The 22,920-nt window shown below is 64.9% G+C and carries 30 protein-coding genes; 28 read left to right on the top strand and 2 right to left on the bottom strand.

The genetic code is table 11. The annotated features are described in order from the left end of the window. From AB7F41_RS14645 to AB7F41_RS14515, 27 genes are all read left to right on the top strand, one after another. A partial coding sequence (locus tag AB7F41_RS14645; protein ID WP_428406632.1) for a phage portal protein occupies positions 1 to 1,664 on the top strand: 1,664 nt, incomplete at its 5' end. Continuing rightward, on the top strand, positions 1,661 to 2,578 hold the full coding sequence (locus AB7F41_RS14640; RefSeq protein WP_428384362.1) for a S49 family peptidase: 918 nt from the start codon (positions 1,661 to 1,663) through the stop codon (positions 2,576 to 2,578). The genes AB7F41_RS14645 and AB7F41_RS14640, both read left to right, overlap by 4 nt. 23 nt (positions 2,579 to 2,601) lie before the next feature. Then, positions 2,602 to 3,051 (top strand): hypothetical protein, encoded by a 450-nt coding sequence (locus tag AB7F41_RS14635; protein ID WP_428384360.1) that lies wholly within the window; start codon positions 2,602 to 2,604, stop codon positions 3,049 to 3,051. A gap of 31 nt (positions 3,052 to 3,082) precedes the next feature. Next, complete coding sequence (locus tag AB7F41_RS14630; RefSeq protein ID WP_428384358.1) at positions 3,083 to 3,457, top strand: head decoration protein; 375 nt, start codon at positions 3,083 to 3,085, stop codon at positions 3,455 to 3,457. 56 nt (positions 3,458 to 3,513) lie between these two features. Then, the gene (locus tag AB7F41_RS14625) at positions 3,514 to 4,551 is read left to right on the top strand and encodes a major capsid protein (RefSeq protein ID WP_428406631.1); all 1,038 of its coding nucleotides are present in this window, start codon (positions 3,514 to 3,516) and stop codon (positions 4,549 to 4,551) included. Between the two features lie 62 nt (positions 4,552 to 4,613). After that, complete coding sequence (locus AB7F41_RS14620) at positions 4,614 to 4,823, top strand: hypothetical protein (protein WP_428384508.1); 210 nt, start codon at positions 4,614 to 4,616, stop codon at positions 4,821 to 4,823. Then, complete coding sequence (locus tag AB7F41_RS14615; protein WP_428384510.1) at positions 4,820 to 5,149, top strand: head-tail joining protein; 330 nt, start codon at positions 4,820 to 4,822, stop codon at positions 5,147 to 5,149. Before AB7F41_RS14620 ends, AB7F41_RS14615 begins: the two co-directional genes overlap by 4 nt. Before the next feature lie 2 nt (positions 5,150 to 5,151). Further along, the gene (locus AB7F41_RS14610) at positions 5,152 to 5,811 is read left to right on the top strand and encodes a DUF6441 family protein (RefSeq protein ID WP_428384512.1); all 660 of its coding nucleotides are present in this window, start codon (positions 5,152 to 5,154) and stop codon (positions 5,809 to 5,811) included. Beyond that, positions 5,808 to 6,293: a hypothetical protein gene (locus AB7F41_RS14605; RefSeq protein WP_428384513.1), complete on the top strand. Its 486-nt coding sequence runs from the start codon at positions 5,808 to 5,810 to the stop codon at positions 6,291 to 6,293. The genes AB7F41_RS14610 and AB7F41_RS14605 overlap by 4 nt, the downstream gene beginning before the upstream one ends. An 84-nt stretch (positions 6,294 to 6,377) precedes the next feature. Next, a complete protein-coding gene (locus AB7F41_RS14600) occupies positions 6,378 to 6,578 on the top strand; it encodes a hypothetical protein (protein WP_428384515.1) in 201 nt (66 codons plus the stop codon). A gap of 4 nt (positions 6,579 to 6,582) precedes the next feature. Then, entirely contained in the window at positions 6,583 to 7,548 is a 966-nt protein-coding gene (locus AB7F41_RS14595) for a phage tail tube protein (protein ID WP_428384516.1), read from the top strand. After that, complete coding sequence (locus AB7F41_RS14590; protein WP_428384518.1) at positions 7,548 to 8,033, top strand: hypothetical protein; 486 nt, start codon at positions 7,548 to 7,550, stop codon at positions 8,031 to 8,033. Before AB7F41_RS14595 ends, AB7F41_RS14590 begins: the two co-directional genes overlap by 1 nt. 41 nt (positions 8,034 to 8,074) lie before the next feature. After that, positions 8,075 to 8,311: a hypothetical protein gene (locus tag AB7F41_RS14585; protein WP_428384520.1), complete on the top strand. Its 237-nt coding sequence runs from the start codon at positions 8,075 to 8,077 to the stop codon at positions 8,309 to 8,311. 2 nt (positions 8,312 to 8,313) lie between these two features. Then, positions 8,314 to 10,668, top strand: coding sequence for a phage tail length tape measure family protein (locus AB7F41_RS14580; RefSeq protein ID WP_428384522.1), 2,355 nt, complete (start codon positions 8,314 to 8,316; stop codon positions 10,666 to 10,668). A 2-nt stretch (positions 10,669 to 10,670) separates the two neighbouring features. Continuing rightward, positions 10,671 to 11,345, top strand: coding sequence for a hypothetical protein (locus AB7F41_RS14575; protein WP_428384524.1), 675 nt, complete (start codon positions 10,671 to 10,673; stop codon positions 11,343 to 11,345). Beyond that, the gene (locus AB7F41_RS14570; protein ID WP_428384526.1) at positions 11,342 to 11,908 is read left to right on the top strand and encodes a hypothetical protein; all 567 of its coding nucleotides are present in this window, start codon (positions 11,342 to 11,344) and stop codon (positions 11,906 to 11,908) included. The genes AB7F41_RS14575 and AB7F41_RS14570 overlap by 4 nt, the downstream gene beginning before the upstream one ends. Beyond that, a complete protein-coding gene (locus AB7F41_RS14565) occupies positions 11,905 to 12,285 on the top strand; it encodes a hypothetical protein (RefSeq protein WP_428384528.1) in 381 nt (126 codons plus the stop codon). Before AB7F41_RS14570 ends, AB7F41_RS14565 begins: the two co-directional genes overlap by 4 nt. Beyond that, positions 12,278 to 14,239 carry a hypothetical protein gene (locus AB7F41_RS14560; protein WP_428384530.1) on the top strand — a complete coding sequence of 654 codons (1,962 nt, stop codon included), beginning with the start codon at positions 12,278 to 12,280 and terminating at the stop codon, positions 14,237 to 14,239. The genes AB7F41_RS14565 and AB7F41_RS14560 overlap by 8 nt, the downstream gene beginning before the upstream one ends. 18 nt (positions 14,240 to 14,257) lie before the next feature. Next, positions 14,258 to 15,100 carry a hypothetical protein gene (locus AB7F41_RS14555; protein ID WP_428384531.1) on the top strand — a complete coding sequence of 281 codons (843 nt, stop codon included), beginning with the start codon at positions 14,258 to 14,260 and terminating at the stop codon, positions 15,098 to 15,100. 11 nt (positions 15,101 to 15,111) lie between these two features. Beyond that, the gene (locus AB7F41_RS14550) at positions 15,112 to 15,456 is read left to right on the top strand and encodes a hypothetical protein (protein WP_428384533.1); all 345 of its coding nucleotides are present in this window, start codon (positions 15,112 to 15,114) and stop codon (positions 15,454 to 15,456) included. Beyond that, complete coding sequence (locus AB7F41_RS14545) at positions 15,453 to 15,794, top strand: hypothetical protein (RefSeq protein WP_428384534.1); 342 nt, start codon at positions 15,453 to 15,455, stop codon at positions 15,792 to 15,794. The genes AB7F41_RS14550 and AB7F41_RS14545 overlap by 4 nt, the downstream gene beginning before the upstream one ends. Before the next feature lie 15 nt (positions 15,795 to 15,809). Next, positions 15,810 to 16,601, top strand: coding sequence for a hypothetical protein (locus AB7F41_RS14540; RefSeq protein ID WP_428384536.1), 792 nt, complete (start codon positions 15,810 to 15,812; stop codon positions 16,599 to 16,601). After that, positions 16,601 to 17,725 (top strand): glycine-rich domain-containing protein, encoded by a 1,125-nt coding sequence (locus tag AB7F41_RS14535; protein ID WP_428384538.1) that lies wholly within the window; start codon positions 16,601 to 16,603, stop codon positions 17,723 to 17,725. The genes AB7F41_RS14540 and AB7F41_RS14535 overlap by 1 nt, the downstream gene beginning before the upstream one ends. 61 nt (positions 17,726 to 17,786) lie before the next feature. Further along, complete coding sequence (locus AB7F41_RS14530; protein ID WP_428384540.1) at positions 17,787 to 18,068, top strand: hypothetical protein; 282 nt, start codon at positions 17,787 to 17,789, stop codon at positions 18,066 to 18,068. Positions 18,069 to 18,297: 229 nt separating this feature from the next. Beyond that, the gene (locus AB7F41_RS14525; protein WP_428384542.1) at positions 18,298 to 19,203 is read left to right on the top strand and encodes a lysozyme; all 906 of its coding nucleotides are present in this window, start codon (positions 18,298 to 18,300) and stop codon (positions 19,201 to 19,203) included. A 157-nt stretch (positions 19,204 to 19,360) separates the two neighbouring features. Then, complete coding sequence (locus AB7F41_RS14520) at positions 19,361 to 19,765, top strand: hypothetical protein (protein ID WP_428384544.1); 405 nt, start codon at positions 19,361 to 19,363, stop codon at positions 19,763 to 19,765. 318 nt (positions 19,766 to 20,083) lie between these two features. Continuing rightward, positions 20,084 to 20,347, top strand: coding sequence for a hypothetical protein (locus tag AB7F41_RS14515; protein ID WP_428384545.1), 264 nt, complete (start codon positions 20,084 to 20,086; stop codon positions 20,345 to 20,347). 471 nt (positions 20,348 to 20,818) lie between these two features. On the opposite strand, the gene AB7F41_RS14510 is transcribed toward AB7F41_RS14515, so the two are convergent. Further along, positions 20,819 to 21,163 (bottom strand): GcrA family cell cycle regulator, encoded by a 345-nt coding sequence (locus tag AB7F41_RS14510; RefSeq protein WP_428384547.1) that lies wholly within the window; start codon positions 21,161 to 21,163, stop codon positions 20,819 to 20,821. Between the two features lie 133 nt (positions 21,164 to 21,296). Continuing rightward, positions 21,297 to 21,680 (bottom strand): phasin family protein, encoded by a 384-nt coding sequence (locus AB7F41_RS14505; RefSeq protein ID WP_428384549.1) that lies wholly within the window; start codon positions 21,678 to 21,680, stop codon positions 21,297 to 21,299. Positions 21,681 to 22,164: 484 nt separating this feature from the next. Between AB7F41_RS14505 and AB7F41_RS14500 the strand changes: the two genes are divergently transcribed. Continuing rightward, positions 22,165 to 22,377, top strand: a complete 213-nt coding sequence (locus AB7F41_RS14500) for a cold-shock protein (RefSeq protein ID WP_428384551.1) — start codon at positions 22,165 to 22,167, stop codon at positions 22,375 to 22,377. The last annotated feature ends 543 nt before the right edge of the window (positions 22,378 to 22,920 follow it).

Below are 22,920 nucleotides of genomic sequence, written 5' to 3'. Positions count from 1 at the left end.
GGCGCGCGCGGCTATCGCCGGATCGCGTATTTCGGCTGATGGGCGCCGTGACCATCCTGGGACCTGACGGCGCGGTTGTGCCACCGAGCAGGCGACGCATGTCCGATATCGGGGGGCGCAGTTTTTATGACGCCGCCTCGACGGTGCATCAGGACGTGGCGTTCTGGCGGCCTTCCAATCCATCCGCGCAAGCGGCCCTAACCTATGAGCGCGACCGGATGGCCGCGCGCATCCACGATCTCGCGCGCAATGACAGTTGGGCGTCCGTCGCGGTCACGCGGAAGGTCGACTCGGTCATCGGTTCCGGCTGGAAACTGCGCGCGACGCCCAACGCACGAGCGCTCGGCCTCGAGTCGAAGGCCGCCGCTGAATTGGCGGCGCAGATCGAAACGCAGTGGCGTCTCTACAAAGAGGATTTCGAATGCTGCGACGCCGGGCAGCGCGACACCATCGGGCTGCTGCAGGCATTAGCGTTCCGCCACTACATCGGCGATGGCGAATCGCTGTCTGTTTCCTATTGGATCGAGCGAGGCGGCGATTGGAGCACGGCGCGACAGATCATCGATCCTGACAGGCTATCGAATCCCAATCTTTACGTCGACACGGTTTCCCGCCGCGCCGGCGTCGACCTTGGCGCTCACGGCGAGCCGCTGGCTTACCATATCCGTTCCGCGCATCCTGGCGACTCCGCCGTCATCGGCGCCTTCCCATGGATCTGGGAAAAGTTCGATCGGAAGTTTCCGAACGGACGCTGGCAGGTGGTGCACGCCTTTGACCGCAGGCGCGCGGGCCAAGTGCGGGGCGAGCCGCCGCTTGCGCCGATCGTCAAGAAAATGCGCATGCTCGGTCGATATGACGAAGCCGAGTTACAGGCTGCGGTGTTAAACGCGGTTCTCGCGGCCTTCATCAAATCCGGCAACGATCATGACCAGATCGCGGAAGCGATGAATGGTTCGGATGAGATGACGGCGTTGCAAGCGCAACGCATCGACTTTTATGAGAAACGCCCCGTTCGTCTGCCGGGCGCGCAGATCAACTTCCTCTACCCGGAAGACGATTTCGCGTTCACCCAGCCCGCGCATCCCAACACGAATTTCGACGCCTTTTATCGTGTCGGCCTACGCAACCTCGCCGCAGTGGCGGGCGTCACCTACGAGCAGCTGACCGGCGATTTCTCCCAGACCACATATAGCGGTTTCAAAGGCGCGTTGGCGCAGGTCTGGCAGGGCTTCATCTCGACGAAGGACGGCTTTGCCGCGCGGCATGAGCGCCCGCACTATGAGAATTGGCTCGAGGAGGCGATCGTACGCGGACGCGTCCAATTGCCGAAGGGCGCTCCCGAGTTTCGCGCGGCGCGCCTCGCCTATTGCGATTGCAGTTGGATCGGGCCAGGGCGCGGCGCCATCGAACCGGTCAAGGAAGCGACGGCGGTCGGCGAGCGACTGCGCCACGTTTCGACGTTCGCCGACGAATGCGCAGCGAACGGCGACGACTATCTCGACGTTCTGGATCAAAAAGCGCGCGAACGTGAAGAAGCGATTGCGCGCGGCCTCGATCCGAATCGGATCTTCGACGGGGCCGCCACTTCGATGAAGTCGACGGACGATGGCGACAACGATCCGCCGCCTGGCGGTAAGCCGATCGGCAGGAAAGAAGACAAATGACGATCTCGCGACCTGAAATCGCCGGCCGTCTCTTTGGCGTGCCGCTTGCCATAGACGCGGGGAAAGCGGCGGCGATCGTGGAAGCGCTGGGGCCGCGCATCCTCGGCGAGGATCATGTCGTCGTTGCCAATGCTTCCGCCGTCGATCATGAGGCTTTCGCGAAGGGGCGTCCGTCAGCCGGCCGCCTGGGCGATCGCACCGGGCGCAGCTATGACCGCGATCGCGTGCCCGTCTATGACATGGTCGGCAATGTCGCGGTGATACCGGTCGAGGGCTCACTCGTTCACAAGGGCAATTACGTCGGCGCGTCGTCCGGCCGCACGTCCTATCAAGGCCTGCAAGCGCAGATCATCCGCGCTTCGCGCGATCCGCAGGTCGCCGGCGTCGCATTCGAGATCGATTCGTTCGGCGGCGAGGTCGCCGGTCTTTTCGAGACGGCGGCGATGATCTCCGAACTTTCCAAAATGAAGCCGACGCTCTCCATTTTGACCGATCACGCGCTCTCCGCCGGCTATGCGCTGGCGAGCGCGTCGCGCCAGATCGTCATGCCGGCGCATGGATCGATCGGCTCAATCGGCGCGATCTCCCTTCACGCCGACAAGTCCTGCGAACTAGAGAAGAAGGGCGTCAGGGTCACGGTGCTGCGCGCGGGCAAGCGCAAGGCCGAGGTCAATCCTTTCGAGCCCTTGTCCGAAGAGGCGGCGGCTGCAGAGCTCGCCGCGCTCGAACGCATTCGCGCGTCTTTCGCTGAAGCCGTCGGCCGCCATCGTGGTCGACGCTTCAACGCCGCCCAGGCGTTGGCGACGGAAGCCGCCTCATTCGACGGCGCGGACGCCGTCGCGCTCGGCCTTGCCGATGCGGTCGGACACGCGAATAGCGCGTTCGACGAATTCGTCCGCGAATTGGCCCGCTAGGCCGAAAAACAGGAAAATCCGCGATGTCAGATCCAACGATCGTTGCGGCCGTGCGCGCGGCCGCGACGCCCCATGAACCTGCGCCAAACGCCGACGTTGTTTCCCGTCAGGCGCACGAATCGTCCATCGCCCAGGCGCGCGCCGAGGCTCATGGAGCCGGTCGCGCGGAAGGCGAATCCGCCGGCGTCGCGTCGGAGCGGGCCCGCATCGCGGCCATCCTCGACAGCGAAGAAGCCAAGGGCCGCGAGAAGCAGGCGCGCTATTTCGCGTTCAAAACGGCGATGGCGCCCGATGAAGCGCGCACCGCGTTGGCGGAAGCGCCAGTCGCCGAAGCGCCGAAGGCGCCGACGCTGCTCGATGAAATGAAAGGCGTCAAACAACCCGCTCTCGGCGCGGACGGCGGGCGCGACGTTTCGCAAATGAGCGATTTCGAAAAGGGCGCAGCGGAAGCCCGACGCCTGCTGCGCAAGTAGCGGCGCGTCGTCAACAAAGGACTCTCTCACCATGACCATCTCGGCTCTTTTCAATCCAACGCCGCTCTTCGCGGGCGGCGAGGATTTCACGCACCGCACGGTCACGATTCTGACCGGCGCGTCCTACAAGCGCGGTCAGTTGCTCGGCCGCATCACGGCGTCCGACAAATATACGGCTTCGCTCGCCGGCGCCTCCGACGGGTCGCAGCTTGCCGCCGGCATGGCGATCCTGGCGACCGATGTGGACGCTTCCGGCGGCGATGTCGTCGCGCCTGTCTACATGGAGGGCGAATTCGCATTCGAGGCGATGATCGTCGACGTCTCGTGGAGCTTTGCGACGCTCGACGCCGCGCTGCGCCAGGCGTCGTCGGCGATCTTCATCCGCTCCGTTGGCGTGAACGGCTAACGCAACCCGCGCGCGGTCGATAGGCCGGACAGCGCATTCATAAGGGAATCCCTCAAATGGCTCTCGACGTTAACTCGACTGCGAGCCTCATTGGCGCATTCGGCGTCATGGATCGCACGCGCCAATTCCTGCTCGAAACCTTCTTCCCGATGGAGCAGACGTTCGAAACGGAAGAAATCTATTTCGACAAAGTCGAACGCGCGCGCCGCCTCGCGCCCTTCGTCGTGCCGACGATCGAAGGCAAGCCGCAGCCGTCGCGCGGCTATAAGACGGCGTCTTTCAAGCCGCCCTATGTCAAGCCGAAACACACGGTCGAGCCGTCCAAGGCGGTCAAGCGCCGCGCCGGCGAGCGACTGCTTGGCGAGATGACGCCCGAAGACCGCTTCAACCTGCAGATCATGGACAATCTCTTCGTCGAAGATGACGAGATTTCCCGCCGCGAGGAGTGGATGGCGGCGCAGCTCTTGCTGACCGGCGCCGTCACTTGTCAGTCCAATGAGCATCCCCCGGTCACGATCGACTTGCAGCGTCCAGGGACGCAAACGATCGCTCTCGCGGGCGCATCGCGCTGGGGCCAGGCCGGCATCGATCCCCTCGCCAATCTCCGCACCTGGGCGGCGACAGTTCAGGCCAATTCCGGCTATCACCCGTCGACGGTCGTGCTGGACCCGCTCGCGGGCGATCTCTTCCTGAAGTCGCCGTCGATCACGACGATCATGAACACCTTCCGGCAGACGGCCGGAAACATCGACCTGCAGGGGGCCGTCACCGGCGGCGCGATCGGGCGCGAGGTCAAATATCTCGGCACGATCGCCGAGTTCGACATTTTTCAATACCAGCAGCTCTGGGCGAATGACTCCGGCGTCGTGCAAAAGTTCATGCCGGACTATTCCTTCATCATGGGGAATCCTTCCGGCGCCCAGGGCATTCGCACCTATGGCGCAATCCTCGATCGTAAGGTCCTGCAGGCGCTTTCGCGCTTCCCGAAGGTCTGGGACGAAGAAGACCCTTCCGTCACCTACACGATGACGCAGTCCGCGCCGCTGCCGCTGCTCGGCTGGATCGAGGCGACCGCTGGCGGCACCGTCAATTAACGGACGGTTTGACATCCCGGCTGGGCGCGCGCCCGGCCCTTTCTCACGAAGGAGCGAGAGCGATGGCGATGAAGACAATCAAGGTTCCGGCGACAATTACTCGGGGCGAGGATACCTATCCGCCAATGACGCCGGTCAGTTTCGAGGACGCGTCGGAGGCCGACCGCCTGCTCGCGCGCTGGGCGGACCGGGGCGCCGAGGAAGTTGAGGCCGTCCCTGAGGCGAGCGCGAACGCCCCGTCTGCCCCGAGCGTTTCCGCCCCGAAAAAATGAGCGTGTTTTCTGACGCGTTCTCGTCGGCGCTCGAAGACGTTTACGCGACGTTCGGGACGTCGGCGCGCTATGTCTCGCCGGACTTCGTCACGACCGCTTGCGTCATCGTCATCGGGGGCGCCGACGACGTCGCCTCTCTCGGCAATGTGCAGATCGTCGCGGGACAGACGATCGTCGAAGTGCGCGCCTCCGAGCTCGCCGCGCCTAAGAAGGGCGGAACGTTCCGCGCCGACAACCGCGAATTCAAGATCGTCGCGGCGCCGAAGAATGAAGATCCAGACCGTCTCGTCTGGACCTGCATCTGTGACCTGCAACCCGCGCTCTGACGATGTTTTCCTTCGAATTCGACAAGAACGCGATCTCTCGCGCGCTTGATGAGGAGCGCGTCGCGCTGACGAAGCGCGTGCGGCTCGCGACCGAAGGCGTAGGGCGGCAGCAGCTCGTCGATCCGCTGAGATCGATGACGCGAAGCGCGTTCAATTCGACGAAACTTCCGACGACGTGGCGCGGCAAGGTCTTTCCGGAGGCTTTACGCGAGACGCTGACGCCGGCCTTCTTCGCCTATTCGAAGGCGCCGCAGATTGTGCAGGCCTTCGAGGAAGGCGCGGAGATCGTCGCTCACAAAGGAAAGTTTCTGGCGATCCCGACTCCCGACGCCGGCGTTCGCCGCTCGAGCGTGAAGAACAAGGCGCTCACGCCGGCGATCTGGGAGCAGGAAACCGGCGCGAAGCTGCGGTTCTTGCCGCTCAAGAATGGCAATGGGCTGCTCGTCGCCGACGGCCGCTACCGACGGCAGTCGGCGCGCGCGCGACTCCGCAAATCCTTCAAGCCGATCCGCACGCGGATCAAAGGAGAATCGCCATCAATCGTGGTCTTCTTCCTGGTCAAGCAGGTCCGGCTTAAGAAGCGCCTCGATATTGCGGGGATCGCCGAGCGCGCCGGCGCGAAATACAGCGCTACTTATGAGCGAGCCGCGAACAATCCATGAGCTCTGAAACCGAAAAGGCGATGCTCGCCTTGAAGGCTGCGCTCGACGCCTCGGAAGTCTTGCCGACCGTGCGCCGCGATCCAGTTTTCGACGAGGTTTTCGATGAGCTGTCCATCTGCGAACCGCCATACGCGAAGATCGTCGCGCTGCGTCATGGCGAGCCGGTTGAAACGACCCGGCGTTTCGGCGGCGGCCCGGAAGCCTATGAACTCGTGCGCAACGCCGAGATCGAAATCTATGTCGCAGGGCCCGAAAGCGAGGGTCTGAACGCAGCCTTCGACGCCGGCGTTTCTGCGGTCTACGACGCGATTCCGGCGCAGGAAATCGACGGCGTGCTTGTTCCATGCACGCTCGGCGGCAAGGTCGTCGCAGCCGAAATCGTCGAGCCCCCAACTCTTGGAACGGACATCGCCGGATCGAAAGCGGTGCTCACGGCGCTGATCCGCGTGCAGCTCACCTATCTGTCACCGAGGAGCTACTGACGCGAGCGGTCGGGCCCGGCGCCGATGTTTCGAACGCTGGCAAACGAGTTTCCCGGAGCGAGCGTCGAAAACGAGGGATCGAACATGGCCGAGAAACCTTCTCCGTCGCCGGAGCCATCCGCTCCGGCGCCGACGCATCTCGTCGTCACCGAGGCGACCGACGGCTATCCGCGCGGCGCGATCGTCCCGAACGCGCCGGAGATCGCCAGGAGTCTCGCCGGCAAATCCCGCCCCGCCACGCCACACGATCTCGGCGTCGCCGGGATCATGATCCGAAAGGCTTGAGAAGATGAGCACGGGTTCGATCGCGCTCGGTCAGGTCGCGCGCCTGGCCTTCAAAGACGAGTCCGGCGCCTATGGGACGCCGGCGAGCGGAAACTATCAGTACGGCTTCTATTACAAGTCGTCGCTGCGCGAGACGAAGCCGATCGAAGCCGACCCGATCATCGGCGCCGGCTACAATAATTTCCGCGACGCGACGCCGCCCGCGCCGGCGCTTTCCGAGCATGGCGGCTCGCTCGAGCTGCCGGTCTGCCTCAATCAGATCGGCGATTGGCTGAAGCTCCTGTTCGGCGCGCCGCAAACGTCGGGCTCCACGAATTTCGTGCATGTCTTCAGCTCCGGCGCGCTCACGCTGCCGACGCGCACGATCGAGCTCAACCCGATCGCCGGCGACTTCCGTCAGCACGTCTCCTGCGCGGCGCGCAACTTCAGCTTCGATTCCGCCGACGCCAATGGCTATCAGCGCGCGTCGATGGATCTGCTGGGCTATGGCGAGAACCTGCTCGGATCGAGCGGCGCCGGCACGCCGACGGCCGCGCGCGCCTATGATCCGGTCAAGGCGACGGGCGGCGCTGTGCTGCTCGGCGGCGTCGCGGTGGGCGTGCTGCTCTCGGCGAAGTTCATGTATGAGACGGGCCTCTCGCAAGATCGCTATGTCGACGGGCTCGCGAAGTTCGGCGCGTCCATCCTCTCCGAACAGGCGAGCCTCACCGGCGAGCTGCGCGTGCGCTACACCTCAGCCGCCTTCGACACGGCCGCCGTGAACGAAACCGACCAGTCGCTCGAGTTCAATTTCGTCAAGAGCGCGAATAACTCGCTGACGTTCCTTGCGCCGGCGGCGCGATTGGGACGCGCCGGCGTCGCGATCGAGGGGCCTGGCGGCATTGAGCAGACGATTCCGTTCCGCTGCGCCCAGACCGCCGGCGCGCCGATGCTCACCGCCACCCTCAAGAACCAGATCGCGAGCTACTGATGATCAGGATCGGCAAACCGAAGAGCGATCAGCGCCTGCCGCTCGGGCCCGGCGCCTGGCTCACCTATCGCGAGGCGACGAGCGTCGATCGCGAGGCCGCCTATCGCGGCGCGCGCGAGTTTTTCAAAGCGGTCAAATCGGGCGCCAGCGCGCTCGCGGATTTCGGCCTCGATGTCGGCGACGCCAAGGCGCTCGAGGCCGACGAGGCGCTTTCGTCCGGCGTCTCGCTGCTCGTCTTCAACGTCGAGCTCTTCATGCGCTGCGTCTCGGCCTGGGAGGGGATCGGCGACGAGAACGGCGCGCCGCTGCCGCTCACGCGCGAGAACGTCGCAAGCCTGCTCAAGGACCCGGCGTTCTATGAGCTGATCTCCAGCGTCCTGACCGCGCGGCTCGTGACGCTGGACCAGGAGGGAAACGCATCCGCGCCCTCGCCGAATGGCGCGCCGGCGGGGGCGCCGCCTATTGCAGAGCCTGCCACGAACTAGGCTCCGCCTGCGCCAAGGGCCGGGCGAGCGCCGACGGCAGCATGTGTCCCGAGGATGAGCACGCGCCACACTCCATCGAAGGCGCGGCGGCGCTGCGCGCCTCCCTCGCGCCAGGCGCGGTGAAGCGCGCCGGGTTCACCGGACAGATCGTCGGTCTCGACTATGCGCTCGCGGCGCTCACGGCGCCGGACGACTGCGATCGCGCGGCGTTCATGGAGCTTCTCCTGATCGCCGAGCAAGGCATGCTCGCGGGCGTCGCCAAACTGAGGACGGACTGACCATGGCGGTGAAAGCGGCCGTTACGCTGCGTCTCGGCGCGGAAGGCGACGAAAAAATCCGCGAGGCGCTGCGCCAGATCGGCCAGGCCGGCAATGACGCCTTCGCCGGGCTTTCGCGCGAGGCGAAGGAAGCGGCGCGCTCCTTCGACCGGCTCGAAAAGAGCCTCGATGTTACGGCGCGATCGTCGACGCAGGTGGCGCGCGCCTATGTGTCGGCGAACAACGCCGTCGCCGCCGGCGTTCGGACGCAGGCGGACGCGCAGCGCGTCGTCGATCTCGCCGTCGAGCGTCATCGCCGGCTCACCGGCGTCATGACGGACAATGCGAAGGCGACTGGCCTTGCCCGTCACGAGTGGATCAATCTGTCTCGCCAGTTCCAGGACGTCGGCGTGTCGCTCGCCGGCGGCCAGTCGCCGACGCTGGTCCTGTTGCAGCAGGGCTCGCAGATCGCCGATATTTTCTCCTCGAGCGGCTCGGGCGCCGGGGCGGCGCTGCGCTCCTTCGGCGCGACCGCCGTGCGAGCGTTGTTCTCGCCGATCGGCGCGGCGACCGCGCTGGCGGCGGCGATCGCCGGCGTCGGCTATGAGGCCGGCGCCGCACAGGAAAAGCTCGCCAGGCTCGGCGAACAGTCGCGGCTGACAGGCCTTCCAGCCGATATTCTCCAGGGCGCGAAGGCGGTCGGGGCCGGCGCCGGGCTGGACGAAAAGGCCGCGCTGGGCGCGTTCGGCGCCGCCGCCAGGGAATTCCAGGCTTACGGGCGCAATGAGGGCGCCGTTAAAAGCACGCTGGAAAAGATCGACAAGGGTTTTCTCGACGTCGTCGATCGTGCGCGCAGCGCCGGCGAATTTATCGACATTCTCAATGAGAAGATCCGCAGCCTGCCGACGGCGCAGGCGGAGCAGCTCGCCAGGGCGCTCTATCAGGACGAAGGCGGCGCCAAGCTCGTCGACGCGATCAAGCGCGGCGAAGTATCGATGCGATCGCTCCTGGAAGCGTCCGGTTCGACCGGCAATAGCCTCAATCAGGCGGCCGGCGCGGCAGACGACATGCAAAAGAGGATCGCGCAGGCGGCGCAGGAGGCCGACAACAAGCTGCTCAACGCCTTCAAGAACATCAAGAGCCCGACCGACGACATCAAGCTCGGCTGGTATGGCGTCGTCAGCGCGATGGCCGACGCCGTCGAGAAGTCGGAACGGCTCCAGCGCGCCTTGAATGCGATGACGAGCTGGAGCGCGCTCTTCAAAGAGATCGGCGCGGCATATGACAAGGTCGACAGGATGCTTGGCGCGCGTCCTGTCGTGCGGCTCGAAGATGAGACTCGCGCGGCTGCGCCGGCAAATGCGTTTCGATTCAGCGATACGTTCTACGACGACAAGCGCAGGCTTTTCCCGCAGCTCGTCAATGCGCCGGTCGGCGACACGCGCAAGGTGTTCACATCATCCGCCGGACGCAAGGGCAAGTCGGACGCCGAGCGCTCGGCCGAAAAGTTCTCGGGCGTCGAGAGCGACCTTCAAAACAAGATCGCGCTCGCGTCGGTCGCGGCGGAAGGCGCCGAACACGACAAGATCGCGCTCAAGATCAAAGTCGAGAATGAGCAGCGGCGGATCGGCGTCGGCGCGACGCTGGAGCAGAAAGACCGCGTCGCCGAGCTGGTGACGCAGCTCGACGCCGCCGAGCGCGCGCAGAAGGAAGCGACCAAGGCCGCGGAGGCCTGGCGCGACTCGCTGCGCGAAGTCGGCGACATCGCGCGCGAGGCCTTCTCGTCGCTTGCCAATGATCTGCGCAACAGCAAGAGCGCCGGCGACGCGTTCAAAAGCGTTCTCGACCAGATCGAGCGCAAGGTCATCGATATCGCCGCGCGCAGCCTGACGGATTCGCTGTTCGGCAAGAGCGGCGACAAATCGTCGGGCGGCGGCGGCCTGCTCGGATCGCTGTTCGGCTCCGGCGCGGACCTGCTGGGCGGCCTGTTGGGCGGCGGCAAGAGCAGCCTGTTCAGCGGCGCGTTCAAGTTCGCGTTCCCCGGCTTCCCGGATGGCGGCCTCGTCGGCGCGCCGCCGCGCCATGTCTTCAGCGCGCCGATCTCCGCCTTCCGCGGCGCGCCGCATTTTGCCGATGGCGGCGCCGTTCCGGCGTTCCTGCACGCCGGCGAGATCGTCCTCAACGCCGCGCAGCAGAAGAATGTCGCGGGTCAAATGGGCGGCGCGCCGAAGGTGATCGTCCAGAACTTCGCGCCGGGCGTCGACATTGCGCAGCAAGTGACGCCGCAAGGCGTCGTGCTAACCGTCCAGAGCATGCTCCAGGACTTCAGCAAGCAGATCCCCGGCATTCTCGCCGACCAGCGGAACCGCTCGAACTGACGATGCGAGATCCTCTCGTCTCTCTCTGGCCGGAAGGCGTCATTCCGGTTCGCCACGTCACGCCGGTCAAGGAACGCGCGGTCTCCGACGGTCCGCAGCCGCTCGTGGGCCGGCCGCAGAGCGTCGTCTCGCCGGCGGCCGGCTGGCGCCTGATCTACACGGGCGTCCTCGTGCGCGACTTCAATGTCCATGCGCTGCGCGCGCTCCTGGCGAAGATCGAAGGCCGCGCGCAGCCGATCTATGTCGGACCCTATGACTATGCCTATGGGCCGGTGAAGCGCGCCGGCGCGACGAATCCGATTACCTCGACCTTTTCCGACGGGACGATCTTTTCGGACGGCACACGCTGGGAGACGTCGATCTACGATTGCACGCTGGCGGCCGACGCCGCGCAGGGCGCGACGCAGATCAGCGTCACGAACTCGGTCACGGCGCCGCTCAAAGGCGGCGATTACTTCGAGCTCGACGGACGCCTGCACGTCATTGAAGAGATCGTCGGCGGCATGTGGACGATCTGGCCAGACCTGCGCGCCGACCATGCGAGCGGAACCGTCCTCGAGATCGCCGACCCGCGCATGAAAGCCTATCTCGAGACGAAAGACGCCGCCGCGGCGGCGCAGATGCAATATGGCCGCTGGGGCGAGATCACGCTCGACTTCGTTGAGGCCGGCTGGTGACGCAGCCGATCGTCTTCAGCGACGCCGCGCAGCTTGTTCTCGCCGGCCAGCGCGTCGCCGCGGCGGTCGCCGTCAAACTGGAGCTCGCGAGCGAGACGCTCAACCTCTGGCTCGGAAACGGTTCGATCCGTTCGAACGACGGGCAGGCATGGGAAGGCCTCGGCCGCTTCGGCGCCATATCGGGTCTGGAGTTCGGCGCGAAGGCGGCGACGCAGCCGATCTCGATGACGCTCTCAGGCCTTGACGCCGAGCTCGCCGCCATCGCCCGCTCGCAATATTCGCAGATGCGCGGCCGGCGCGTCAGCGTCTATGCGCTGCTCTTCGACGAGACGAAACGGCCGATCGATTACCCCTACCTCTGTATGCTGGCGACGATCGACAGCGCCAGCCTGAAGCGACGGGGCGACGCTTTCGTCCTCGAGGTCGCAGCGGAGCCGATCTTCAACACCAAGCACATGCCGGCGCTCAATCTTGTGACCGACGCAGACCAGCAGGCGAGATATCCCGGCGACAGGATCTTCGATCGCTCCGCCTATCCGCACTCCCTGTATTGGAACCAATGACGTCGCCTATCGATCCGATCGAGTTCGCGCGAAGCGTGCGGCCGCCGCGTCGCGAGACGTGCGGCGGCTTCGTCGTTCGCTGGCTGGAGGCGATCGGCCTGCGCGCCAGGACGCCGACGCCGGCCGAGCTGATGCGAAGCTGGCGCGAGGACGGCGTGCTCGAGGGCGCGGAGAACTGGTTCGCCTTGATGGGACTCGAGCGCTGCGCGCCAGGGCCGCATTGCGTCGCGGTGGTGGAGCAGGATGGCGGCGGACCGCTCGTCGGCGTCATTCGCGCCGACGGCCGCTTTGTCGCCTGCGCCTTCGGCGAACTCGCGGTGAAAACATCGCCGCGCATCGTCGCCGCCTGGCGCATTCCGGGCGGCCCGCGTGTCTAAAGTCATCAAGGGCGTCGGCCGGATCGGCGGATCGATTCTCGGCCTTGCCGCGCCATTCCTGCCGGCGCCCTTCAACTTCATCGCCGGCGGCGCGGGTATCGGGCTCGGGCTCCTCGGCGGGTCAGGCGGCGGCAAAAAGGACAGCATCGATTATCAGCAGCTCTTGCAGTTGCTGCAGCGTCCGCCGCCGCTCTCGCAGACGGTGCGCGGATCGAATACGCCGAGAATCCTGGCCTTCGGGAGAGTCAGACAGGCCGGCGTCTCCTTCTGCCGCGAGACGACGCCGAACCTCTATAATTTCGTCGACGCGCTCTATCTGAACGACGGCCCGGTCGACGGCTTCGACGCAATGATCTGCGACGATGAGCTTGCGCCTCTGGACAACCTCGACCCGTTCCTGATGGTCACGAGGTTCGACTATTTTTGGCCGGCGAGCGGAAAGAAGACGTCCTCCGGCGCCTTCGGCAACATCAATTCCTATGTCATGGTCGAGTTCGTCAATGCGACGCGCCAGGGCAAATGGTCGACGCTGCTACGCGGCGACTCGAGCGGAAAGCTGCGATCGTTCGATGCGGGATGGGACCCGTTCTGGGACGCCACGCATCTCGGCAAGGGCGTCACGATCCTCTATACGGTCGCCTATTCGACGGCGAACACCGCGGATCGTCTGAAGGTTTTTCCGAACGGCTTTCCGGTCTATTCGGTCATCTATCGCGGCGCGCGCGTCTACGATCCGCGCGACCCTGGCCAGACCTTCTCCGACAGCGATTTCGATCTCTACAACGAGACCTGGAAGTTTTCGGAAAACCCGGCGCTCTGCGCCGCGCATTACGTCAACTGGCTGATCTCCGAAAACCTCACCGCCATTCGCGGCGTTGACTGGGCGTCGATCAAGGAAGCCGCCGACGATTGCGACAGGCTCGCGCCGATCAGCCGCAACGGCTTCAACAATGGCGTGCAGAGCTATGAGCCCTTCGCCCGCGTCTCGGCGCTTGTCACGCTGGACATGGAGCCGCGGGAGGTCCTCGCCAAGTTCATGGAATGCTGCGACGGCGACTGGGGCATAGACCAGAACGGCCGCTTCACCGTTTGGGTCAATAAATGGCGCGAACCAGCGATCGTCTTCACCGGGCGCGACATTGGAGATTTTGTCGAACAGTTCGGCGCGCCGTCGTCCGAGCAGATCAACTACATGCACGTCTCCTATATCGAGCCGCGGCAGGGCCATAATCGCGTCGAGACGCAGCCCTTCCGCGATCTGGCGTCTGAGGGCGATGTCGGCCGGCGCACCGGCGCCGTCGTCTTCGATTGGGTGACCTCGGCCGATCAGGCCTATCGGCTCGCCGCGCGCCGGGTGAAGCGCAACGTGCGCAAGCGACGCTTGTCCGTATCGCTCGGCGCGCGGGCCATGACTGCGCTGCAGCAGCGCGTCGTCGGCGTGAATGCGCCTCAGATCGGCGTCGTCGGAACGTTTCGCGTCGAGTCGCTCGCGCCGACCGACGCAACGCTCGCGACCTGGCAGGCCGAGCTCGTCGAGGTGACGGAAGATCAATTCGTCGACGAGGCGATCCCGCAAGATCCGATCTTCGCTCTGCCGATCGTCAATCAGCCGGCGATCGGCACGCCGACGGCGCTGATCGCCGCGGCGCTGTCGACGGGACCCGGCGTCGGCGTCGCGCAGCTCTCGCTCGACGCCAATGTCAACTCGCCAGTCCAGGCGAACTCCAGCATCACCGCCGCGGCGCTGCTGACCGATCCGACGCTGCAACTCGATGGCCGCTGGTCGATCGACGGCGGCGCGACCTGGACGAACTTCAGCGTGCTCCTGTCGGCGCTGATCATGCAGACGCCGGAACTGCCGCGCGGAACCGTCGTCACCATGCAGGCGCGCTTCGTCTCGTCTGCGGGATCTGTCGGCTCCTATTCGTCGTCGGCGTCGGCGACGATCCCCTAAAATCCACGAGGCTCTCGCATGGGCGCGATCGCGACCGCCTTCAACGGCGCTTTTCAGGACGTCGGGAACATCGTCAAATCGACGGCGCGCGCGCTCGGCGCGACGATCGAAGCCTATGTCGCCGCGCCGCGCACGCATAACGCCAACGCCGCCGCGGCGCCGACGTCCGCCCCGACCGGCTATGTGCGCCGCGCGATCGGCGCCGACGGCGCGGATGCGGGCGACGCGATCGACGCCTTTGGCGGCGTGCCGACGGGCTGGCTGCGGCGTGCTAACGGGACCGGCGGGACGCCGACCGCGATCTCGAGCGGCAATATCGTCGGGCGATGGAACTTCGCGGGCTGGTACACGAGCGGCGGGCCCGCCTATGCGATTGGCGCCAGCATCCGCGCCGAGGCGACGCAGAATTGGACGTCGACGGCGCAGGGCGCGAAACTCGTTTTCTCAGCGACGCCCAATGGCTCCGCGTCGCCGTCCGATTATTGGACGCTCGACCAGGACGGCTCATTTACGGGCTTGGGGAAGCTCGGCTATGCGACCGGCGCCGGCGGAACAGTCACGCAGAGCACGTCGAAGTCCAATGGCGTCACGCTCAACAAGCTATGCGGCGACATCACGCTGAACGCCGCCTCGCTCAACAACAACACGGTTGTTTCCTTCATTTTGACGAACAACAAAATTGAGGCGGGCGATATTCTGATCCTCAATCAACTCGGGGGCGGCGCGAACTTTGGCCGGTATTGCCTCAACGCCCGTTGTGGCGCCGGCTTCGCGACGATCGACATCATCCAATATTCCGGCGGCGCGCTCGCCGAGGCGATCGTGATCCGCTTCATGGTCCTCAAAGGCGTGACGGCATAGGGGAGATCTCGATGTCCGCAGCGCTCAATATCGTCGCCGGCGACACGGTCAGCTACAGCGGCGTCGTCATCCTGCCGGCCGGGACGTGGTCGGCGGCATGCGTCGCCGCGCTCGACGACGAGACGTTCGACCTCGATGTCGCGCTCACTCTGGTCGGCCCGTCGGAGGCGAGCGGCAAGTTCGACTGGGCGATCGTGCTCAGCGCGCCGGCGTCGCGTACCGCGTCCTGGAACAGCGTCGGCGGCGCGAAGAAGAGCGCCGTCGCCCGCATTCGCTTCACTGAGGATTCGCCGACGCCCGTCGTGACCACGAGCGCGCCCTTTACCGTCGCGATCGCCGGCGCGCCGCCCGCATGAGCTGCGTCAAGATCGCGCTCACCAACGATCTGGAAGTCTCAGGCGTAGAGTTCCAGTCGGACGCTTGCGCCTTCAGCGTCCCGCCGCTTCCCGAGCCGGCGGCGATCATTCTCGCCGAGATGCTGCGCGGCCCGCCGGGGCCGACCGGCGGCTACACGCATGTTCAATCGTCGGCAAGCGCCGCATGGACGATCAATCACAATCTCGGCGTGAAGCCGACGATCTCGCTCTATTCCGTCGGCGGCGTCGAGTTCGAAGGACAGATCACGCACGTGTCCGACAACCAGGCCGTCGTCAACCTTGCGACCGCAGTCGCGGGGTTCGCGCGCTGCAGCTAACCGGGGGCTAAAGAGATGTCCAAACAGGTTCTCACGGATCTCGACTTCAACAGCGTCGCGAAGCTGCTCAATTTGCCGGACCCGACGGCCGCGCAGCACGCCGCGACGAAAGCCTATGTCGACAGCGCCGTCGAAGGCCTCGCATGGAAGGACAGCGTCCGCGTCGCGACGCAGTCGAACCTCAACCTGGCGTCGCCTGGATCGACGATCGACGGCGTGACGATGGTCGCCGGCGATCGCGTGCTGGTGCGCGCGCAATCGAGCGCGGCCGAAAACGGCATTTACATCTGGAACGGCGCGGCGACGCCGGCGACGCGCGCGCCCGACGCGAGCACGGCGGCGGAGCTCGAACAGGCGGTCACGACCGTCGAAGAGGGCACGAGCGCCGGGGCAAGCTACCGTCAGACGGCGGTCAACTTCACGCTCGGCTCCGGGGCGGTGTCCTGGACGGCGTTCGGCACCGCCGCCGGCTCGGCCTCGGAATCGTCGGCCGGCGTCGCCGAGATCGCGACGCAGGGCGAGACGGACACGGGCACGGACGACGCCCGGATCGTCACGCCCCTCAAGCTCGCCAATTGGTCGGGCCGGAAGCTCAAATATGCGACGGACGTCGGCGACGGTTCGGCGACGCAATACACGATCACGCACAACTTCAATACGCGCGACGTCCAGGTCGAGGTCTATCGGAACTCCGGCAATTACGACTCAGTCATCGTCGACGTCGAGCGCACGAGCGTCAACGCCGTCAGATTGACCTTCGCGAGCGCGCCTTCTTCCAATCAGTTCCGGGTCGTCGCGCTCGCCTGATGTTGAGCGAAGCGCTGCTCACGCGTCAGCACGACTGGCGCGAGCCGGACTGGCGCAGGCGCCGGCGCGTCGTCACGCGCAGCGAGGCGCTTCGCTTCGTCGACCGTCTCGCCCAGCTCGTCGTCGTCGAGGAGAAGCGCGACTTCGGCTGGAGCCGACGCGCCTTCGTTCTTCTGCGCGCCTTCGGCGAGCCGGACGTCCAACTCGTTCCGGTTCTCGCGCAGGACTTCCTTACCGCGTCTCCGGGCTCCAATCAGACCTATACGTCCGATCCGACCTGGAACAACGCGTCGAACTCGATCGAGACGATCGGCAGTGGCGGCAGCGGCGGCTCCGCCAATCATTTTCTGAGCGCGCGCTTCGCCGGCGGCGGCGCCGGCGGCGCCTGGAACAAGATCGCGAACTTCTCCTTCGCGTCGCCGGGAACGACCACGGCGACCTACCGCGTTGGCGCCGCGGGCGCGAGCGTCACGCCAGGCCTCTTCGCCAACCTCGCCGGCAACGCCGGCGGCGACACCTGGTTCAATGGCGCAACGCTCGCCGCGTCGAGCGTCGGCTCGAAGGCCGGCGCCGGCGGACCGGCGTCGAACACGGTCACCAATCAGAGCGGCGCTACGGGCGGGTCGGGGGTCGCTGGCGTCGGCGCCCTCTCGAACGATGGCGGCAATGGAGGCTCCTCCGGGGCGAGCGCCAGCGGCAAGGTCGCGACAGGCGGCGGCGGAGCGGCCGGACCGAACGGCGCGGGCGTCGCCGGCGTCCAGGGGAACAGTTCGAACGCCAAGACAAACGGCGGCGCCGGCGACAATGGCTCCGGCGGTTCGGCCGGCGTCGCCGATGGCGGCGCTGGCGGCGACGGTTCGGAATGGGGCGCGGGCAAGGGCTCCGGCGGCGGCGGCGCGGGCAGCGGCTCAACAGGCGGCGCCGCAGGGAACTATGGCGCGGGCGGCGGCGCCGTCTCCACCACGAGCTTCGGGCCGAGCGGCGCAGGCGCGCAAGGGATCATCGTTCTGACTTGGACGCCGGGCGTCGCCGCCATCTACATCGGCGCGGCCGGGCAATCGACGGTCTATCTCGCCGCGAGCGCCGTCGCCTCGATGTATCTCGGCAACAAGTCGCTGTTCTGACCGAGCGCTAAAGAATCCGCCGCCGGGCGGTCTCCCGGCATTCCCGCAAAGGACTGAAGCCATGACGCCGTCTGAAGAGAAGGCGCGCGATCTCATTCTCGAAATGCAGACCGCGCTTGTGGACGCCCACAACACGAACACCGAACAGGCCCGATCGCTCGAGGCCGTGAACGGAGAACTGGCGTCTCTGCGCGACGAGAACGCCTCGCTGCGCGCCGCCGTCGACGCGTCGGATCTCGACCAGTTCGTCGAGCAGCAAGCGCGGCCCTGGTTCGACGCCTTTCGCGCCGCCGTCCAGCAGCCGCCGGCCGAGCCGTCGTCGGCCGAGCAGCCCGCGGGCTAACCCGCCGCTCTATGAGCCGGAGGCGCGCATGTTCCGCGTCGCTCTATGGGTGATCGCCGCCGCATTGGTCGCAGCGACGATTCTCGATTGGGCGACGATATCGGCGCGCCTTTCGCGTTTCGGCTGAAGTTCGCGGCGGCGCGCGCCGTGATCGCCGCCTGCCTCCTCCGCGAAATCTTGCGCGCGCGCTGAGCGCGTTCGCGTCGTATCTCCCAAAAAGGAAATCTGCATGACCGCTCTACGGATGAGCGCGGACGGCCGCGCCAAATTGATCCAGCGCGAGGGCTTCAAGACGCACGCCTATCGCGATTCCGTCGGCGTCTGGACGATCGGCGTCGGGCATACTGCGGCGGCCGGCCCGCCGGCGCCGAAACCCGGCATGGTGATCTCGCGCGCCGAGGTCGACCAGATCTTGTCGCGCGACCTCGGCCAATATGAGAAGGCGGTCAACGACGCCGTCCTCGTGCCTCTGACGCAGGGGCAGTTCGACGCGCTGTGCTCCTTCACGTTCAATGTCGGAATTGGCGCCTTCCAAAAATCGACGCTGCTGAAAAAGCTCAACAAGCGCAATTACCGCGGCGCCGCCAACGAATTCATGAGGTGGGTCAAGCCGCCGGAGATCCGCGGCCGCCGCGAGAGCGAACGCCAGCAGTTCGTGCGCGCGACCTACGCGCAAGTCGTCGAAGAGAAGCGCGAGACAGGCGAAGGACCCTCGCCGTATTTGACGACGAAGGATCTCCGCAGGGCGGGCTCCCGCACGATCGCCGGCGTCGACCAGGTCAGACAAGGCGTGGTCGGCGGCGCGGCCTCCGTCGTCGGCGCTGGGATCACCGCCGCGGTTGGCGAGAACTCGCCGAGTCCGTCCGACGTGATCTCGAAGGTGAGTGACGCCGCCGAGCAGGCCAAGAACATCCACGACGCCGCGGCAAGCGCGCCGGACATGCTCGAGATGCTGAAAGCTCATTGGGAGTGGGCCGTCATCGCGCTCCTGGCGGCGGCCTGCCTCTATTTCATCTGGCGCACATGGCAGGGCGCCAATCGCGTCGCGCGTGCGCGCGTTGACGACGCCAATCGTTACGAGATCGCCGACTCCGAGTTCGAAGACGAAGAGGCGGAAGCGCTCGAGCGCGCTTAGCGGCGCGCGCGCAATTCTCTGGCCTGAAATCCATCCATACGCAAATCCAAGAACGGAGGACTCCCATGTGCGGAGGCGTTGATCCGCGGCCGCTGCTGCGGAAATGGCTCGGCGTGATCGTCTGCGTCGCGCTCGGCTACGTCCTGTCGAGGCTGGCATGGGCGCGGTGACTGCCTTTCTCGCCCTCCTCAGAGGCGGCGCGTCGATCTTCTTCAGTTTCGCGAAGACCTGGCTCGGCGCATTCGTCATCGCCTTCTGCATCGCCTGGCTTTGGTCCGGTCACCGCGAGGCGAAGCGCTGCGCCGAACGCGAAGCGGCGGCCGAAGCCGAGCGCGTCCGTATCGGACTGCTCGAGCATGCCCGCCGCGAAGATGCGATCGCCCAGGCGCGGAAGAAAGCCGAAGCCGCCGAGGCGACGTTCAAATCACAGCAGGAAGAACACGCGAGATATATGCAGGAGATCGAAGATGCTTCTAAGGTTCGCGATGCCGCTCCTTGTCTCGATCGCGCTTCAGTCTTGCGCCTCGACAGGATCGGAACTCGACGCAAGAAAGCCCGCTGAACTCGCCTCGCCCGCCGCGCAGCCTCCGGCGTCGCTCGAGTGGCCGTGCAGCGCGCCAGTGCGGCTCGCTGGCAAGTCGATGAGCGCCGGAGCGGTCGAGCGCCATTGGGCCAGGGATCGCCTGTCACTGGCCGATTGTGGCGCGCGCCATGGCGCGCTGGTTTCGTGGCGCCGCAGTCGCGACGCCGGCCTCGCCGGCGCGCCGCTGCCGGAGCCCGCGAGAGAGCCCGAAGAGCCGCCGCCGACCGCCGCGCTTCCCGCTTTTCGAAACCCGTTTGCCGCGCTGTTCGGCGCAGACAATTCCCAGCGAGAAGAGAGATGATCGATATTGATTATACGATTTCGCTCGGCGCGATCGTAAACACGGTCGTCATCGCGGCCGGCGGCCTGATGACGCTGGGCGCGCTGCGCTTTCAGCTCAAATCGCTCGATGCGCGTCTCGCTGATCTGGAGGGCGAAGCCAAGAAGCAGACCGACATCCTGACGACATTGGCGCGCCAGGATGCCCGTCTCGACGCCTTGGATACGCGCTTCAACGACCTGATCGCCCGCTTGGGCCGCAATCCTGAATGCCATCTGTGATGGCGGAACGAACGACGTAGCGGAGCCGGGTCGCCCCGGACGCGGGTCCGCCGGCAAGCAAGTCCCGCGCAGCGTACCGTCAGATAACGCTCCCCGCCGGCGCCGTCGACGACAGGCGCAGGGTGGTAGTGTCTCAGCTCGAATTGATGGGGTTGACCTGCGCTCGGGGATGCCACGCTCCCTTGCGGTTCCTGGTCGACAACTTGCCGACTAACTCGCACGAGAAATGGCTTCAGCTCCAGGCGAAGGAGATTTCAAACTGGAAAAAGAACGGGTGGGAAGTGGTGTTGATTGATAACAACTCGGATGACTTTGTCCGGCCCTGTCGCGAGACAGGGGCAAGCCTCAGCTTGCATACGTGCAGGGTGATCGGCCCTGCCAGGGCAATAGGAAAATTCAATTGATGTCTGCCCAACCAACTTCGCCGCTGAGGGTCTTCCTTCATTTTCTCTGATACGGACGAGCCCTACTTCACGCAACTTTGTTCGTGGGCAGTCGCATGTTTCTACTCATCGGAAATGCCCTAGCCCGGTTCGGAGCTAACGCCAGTTTTTTGTGCGTCTCGCAGTAAGCGCCTTGCGACGAGCGCGCGCAACCACAGAACCGGAACGTATCTAAATCATGCGGATCGCCGATTGGCCAGCGGCACATGCCGATGCGAAGTTCCATGAACCTGACAGGTACCGAATCGAGGAGTGGCTTCCAATTGTTGCTGTGCTCCTGCTTGCCCATGTATTGGCGAGCAGCATCCTGCCGCCTTTGGATCAATCCGCCATCGGGCGCGGGTGGGCTAGTCGGACTCTTTGTTTTGGTCATTCGACTCCGCAATCTTTTCCTTGGCCGAAACAGTAAAATGTGGCTAGGCACCGGCTAGACGCGAGTCACATTGACGAAAACGCTCGACGAGGAGAGCTGGTCGAGCGTTTCTTGTTGGTAGATTTGCGACGCGCTAAGCTGTGTAAGCGCTGTTCTGCTTCGCAGCTGCGGCGACCGGCGCTTTTGAGGGCGGAGTGGCGGGCGACGCGACATTGATCGGCTTGAAAGCGTCCTTGGCGAGGCTCGAATAGATCTCGCCAATCTTGGTGGCTTGTGCCACGAAATCGTCGTAGGAGGATTTGAAGAAGTCCGACTGGAGCTGAACCGCCTCATCGAGTTTCTTCACGGCGATCAGCTTTTCGAAGTGAGCGCGGCTTTTCTCGACGGACTTCTTCGAATAGTCCGTCAGTTCGGCCGCGATGCCCTGTAGCCCTTTGGCCGACGAGGCGGTTGCCGCGGTAAATGCCTCGAACGGAGCCGCGCCGAACGCTTTAAACTCTGAGAAGTCGCCTGACATAAAATATCCTTTTTGACTATAGGCACGCGGGCTATTTCGCCCGGCTCTACCGTTCGTTATTTATGTGCACCGCACAAAAAAGTCAAGAAATCAATTGCGTTGCAATAAAGCGCGAAGTCGCTCCGGCGCATCCAGCCGCGCCCTATATCGGCGGCAAGAAACAGCTCGCGGCCAGGCTCTGCACGATGATCGAGACGACGCCGCATGATCTCTATGCGGAGGCGTTTGTCGGCATGGGAGGCGTGTTTCTGCGCCGAAAAGGCGCACGCGCCTGAGTTGCTTTTTGAATCGGCGGGACCAAGAAACTCTTGACTGCATTAACTTGCATTAATCGATAACCGAGCCCATGTCTGGACCATCAAGTTTTCGGCCGAATGAACTTGCTTACACGCTTCGCGCGCCGGCTCGTGACTTCCTCTCTTGAACTGCGATCGACAAGGTTCGCGTCATCGGCGCGCAACTAGTGCTTCTTCAAGGACGCGTCATGCAAACCGGCAAAGTGAAATCATTCAATGCGCAAAAAGGCTTTGGCATTATCCAGCCCGAAGACGGCAGCGAGGACATATTTGTTCCTATGGGCGCCCTCGAGCGCGCAGGAATTAAGGCCCTCGTAGAAGGGCAGAAGGTCAATTATGAGCTGCTCGTCGATCGTCGCAGCGGCAGGTTCTCCGTAGACCAACTTCAACTCGTCGCCTAATTCGAATCAGCGCATGATTCCTTTCGCGCGGTTTGCGCGTGCGGGCCGACATGTTCGGCTCGCGAACCAGATTGGCCGAAAGACGAGAAATCGCACGTGTGCGATCCATTCGAGAACACAGCGAAACTCCGTTGAGACGCATTTTCGCCCTGGGGCGGCTAGGAGACACGCTGGCGCCATTTTGTTTGGCGCGGCGATTGCATGGAAAGTAGCTGCGATCGCTTTTCACCGCATGTCGTGGCTTGCAGACGAGCGCATGAGACGGTTTTCCGTCAGAAGGACGCGATGCGCTCGTTCGTTCGAACCCGCCGAATGTGCGAGTGGGATGATTTCGCCAGCCGTCTCAGTTTTGCTCGCGGCCGATTGTCGACGCCGGAAGAAACGCCTCTCCCGCCCTTCGTGCTGCTTGCGGAGCCCGGCTTTTACGCGGCGGAACAACGTGTCTGTTCAGAAATCTGGATGCGCGCACGGCTCGCGGCGGCCGCCCCAGAGCGCGAGCGGCTCGATTTTCGTTTTGACACGACACAACAAGGCGCCGCGAAA

Source organism: Methylocystis sp. (assembly GCF_050251305.1).
GTDB lineage: Bacteria > Pseudomonadota > Alphaproteobacteria > Rhizobiales > Beijerinckiaceae > Methylocystis.
The sequence above is the reverse complement of the archived record's forward strand: the minus strand, read 5'-3'. Positions and strand labels throughout refer to the sequence as shown.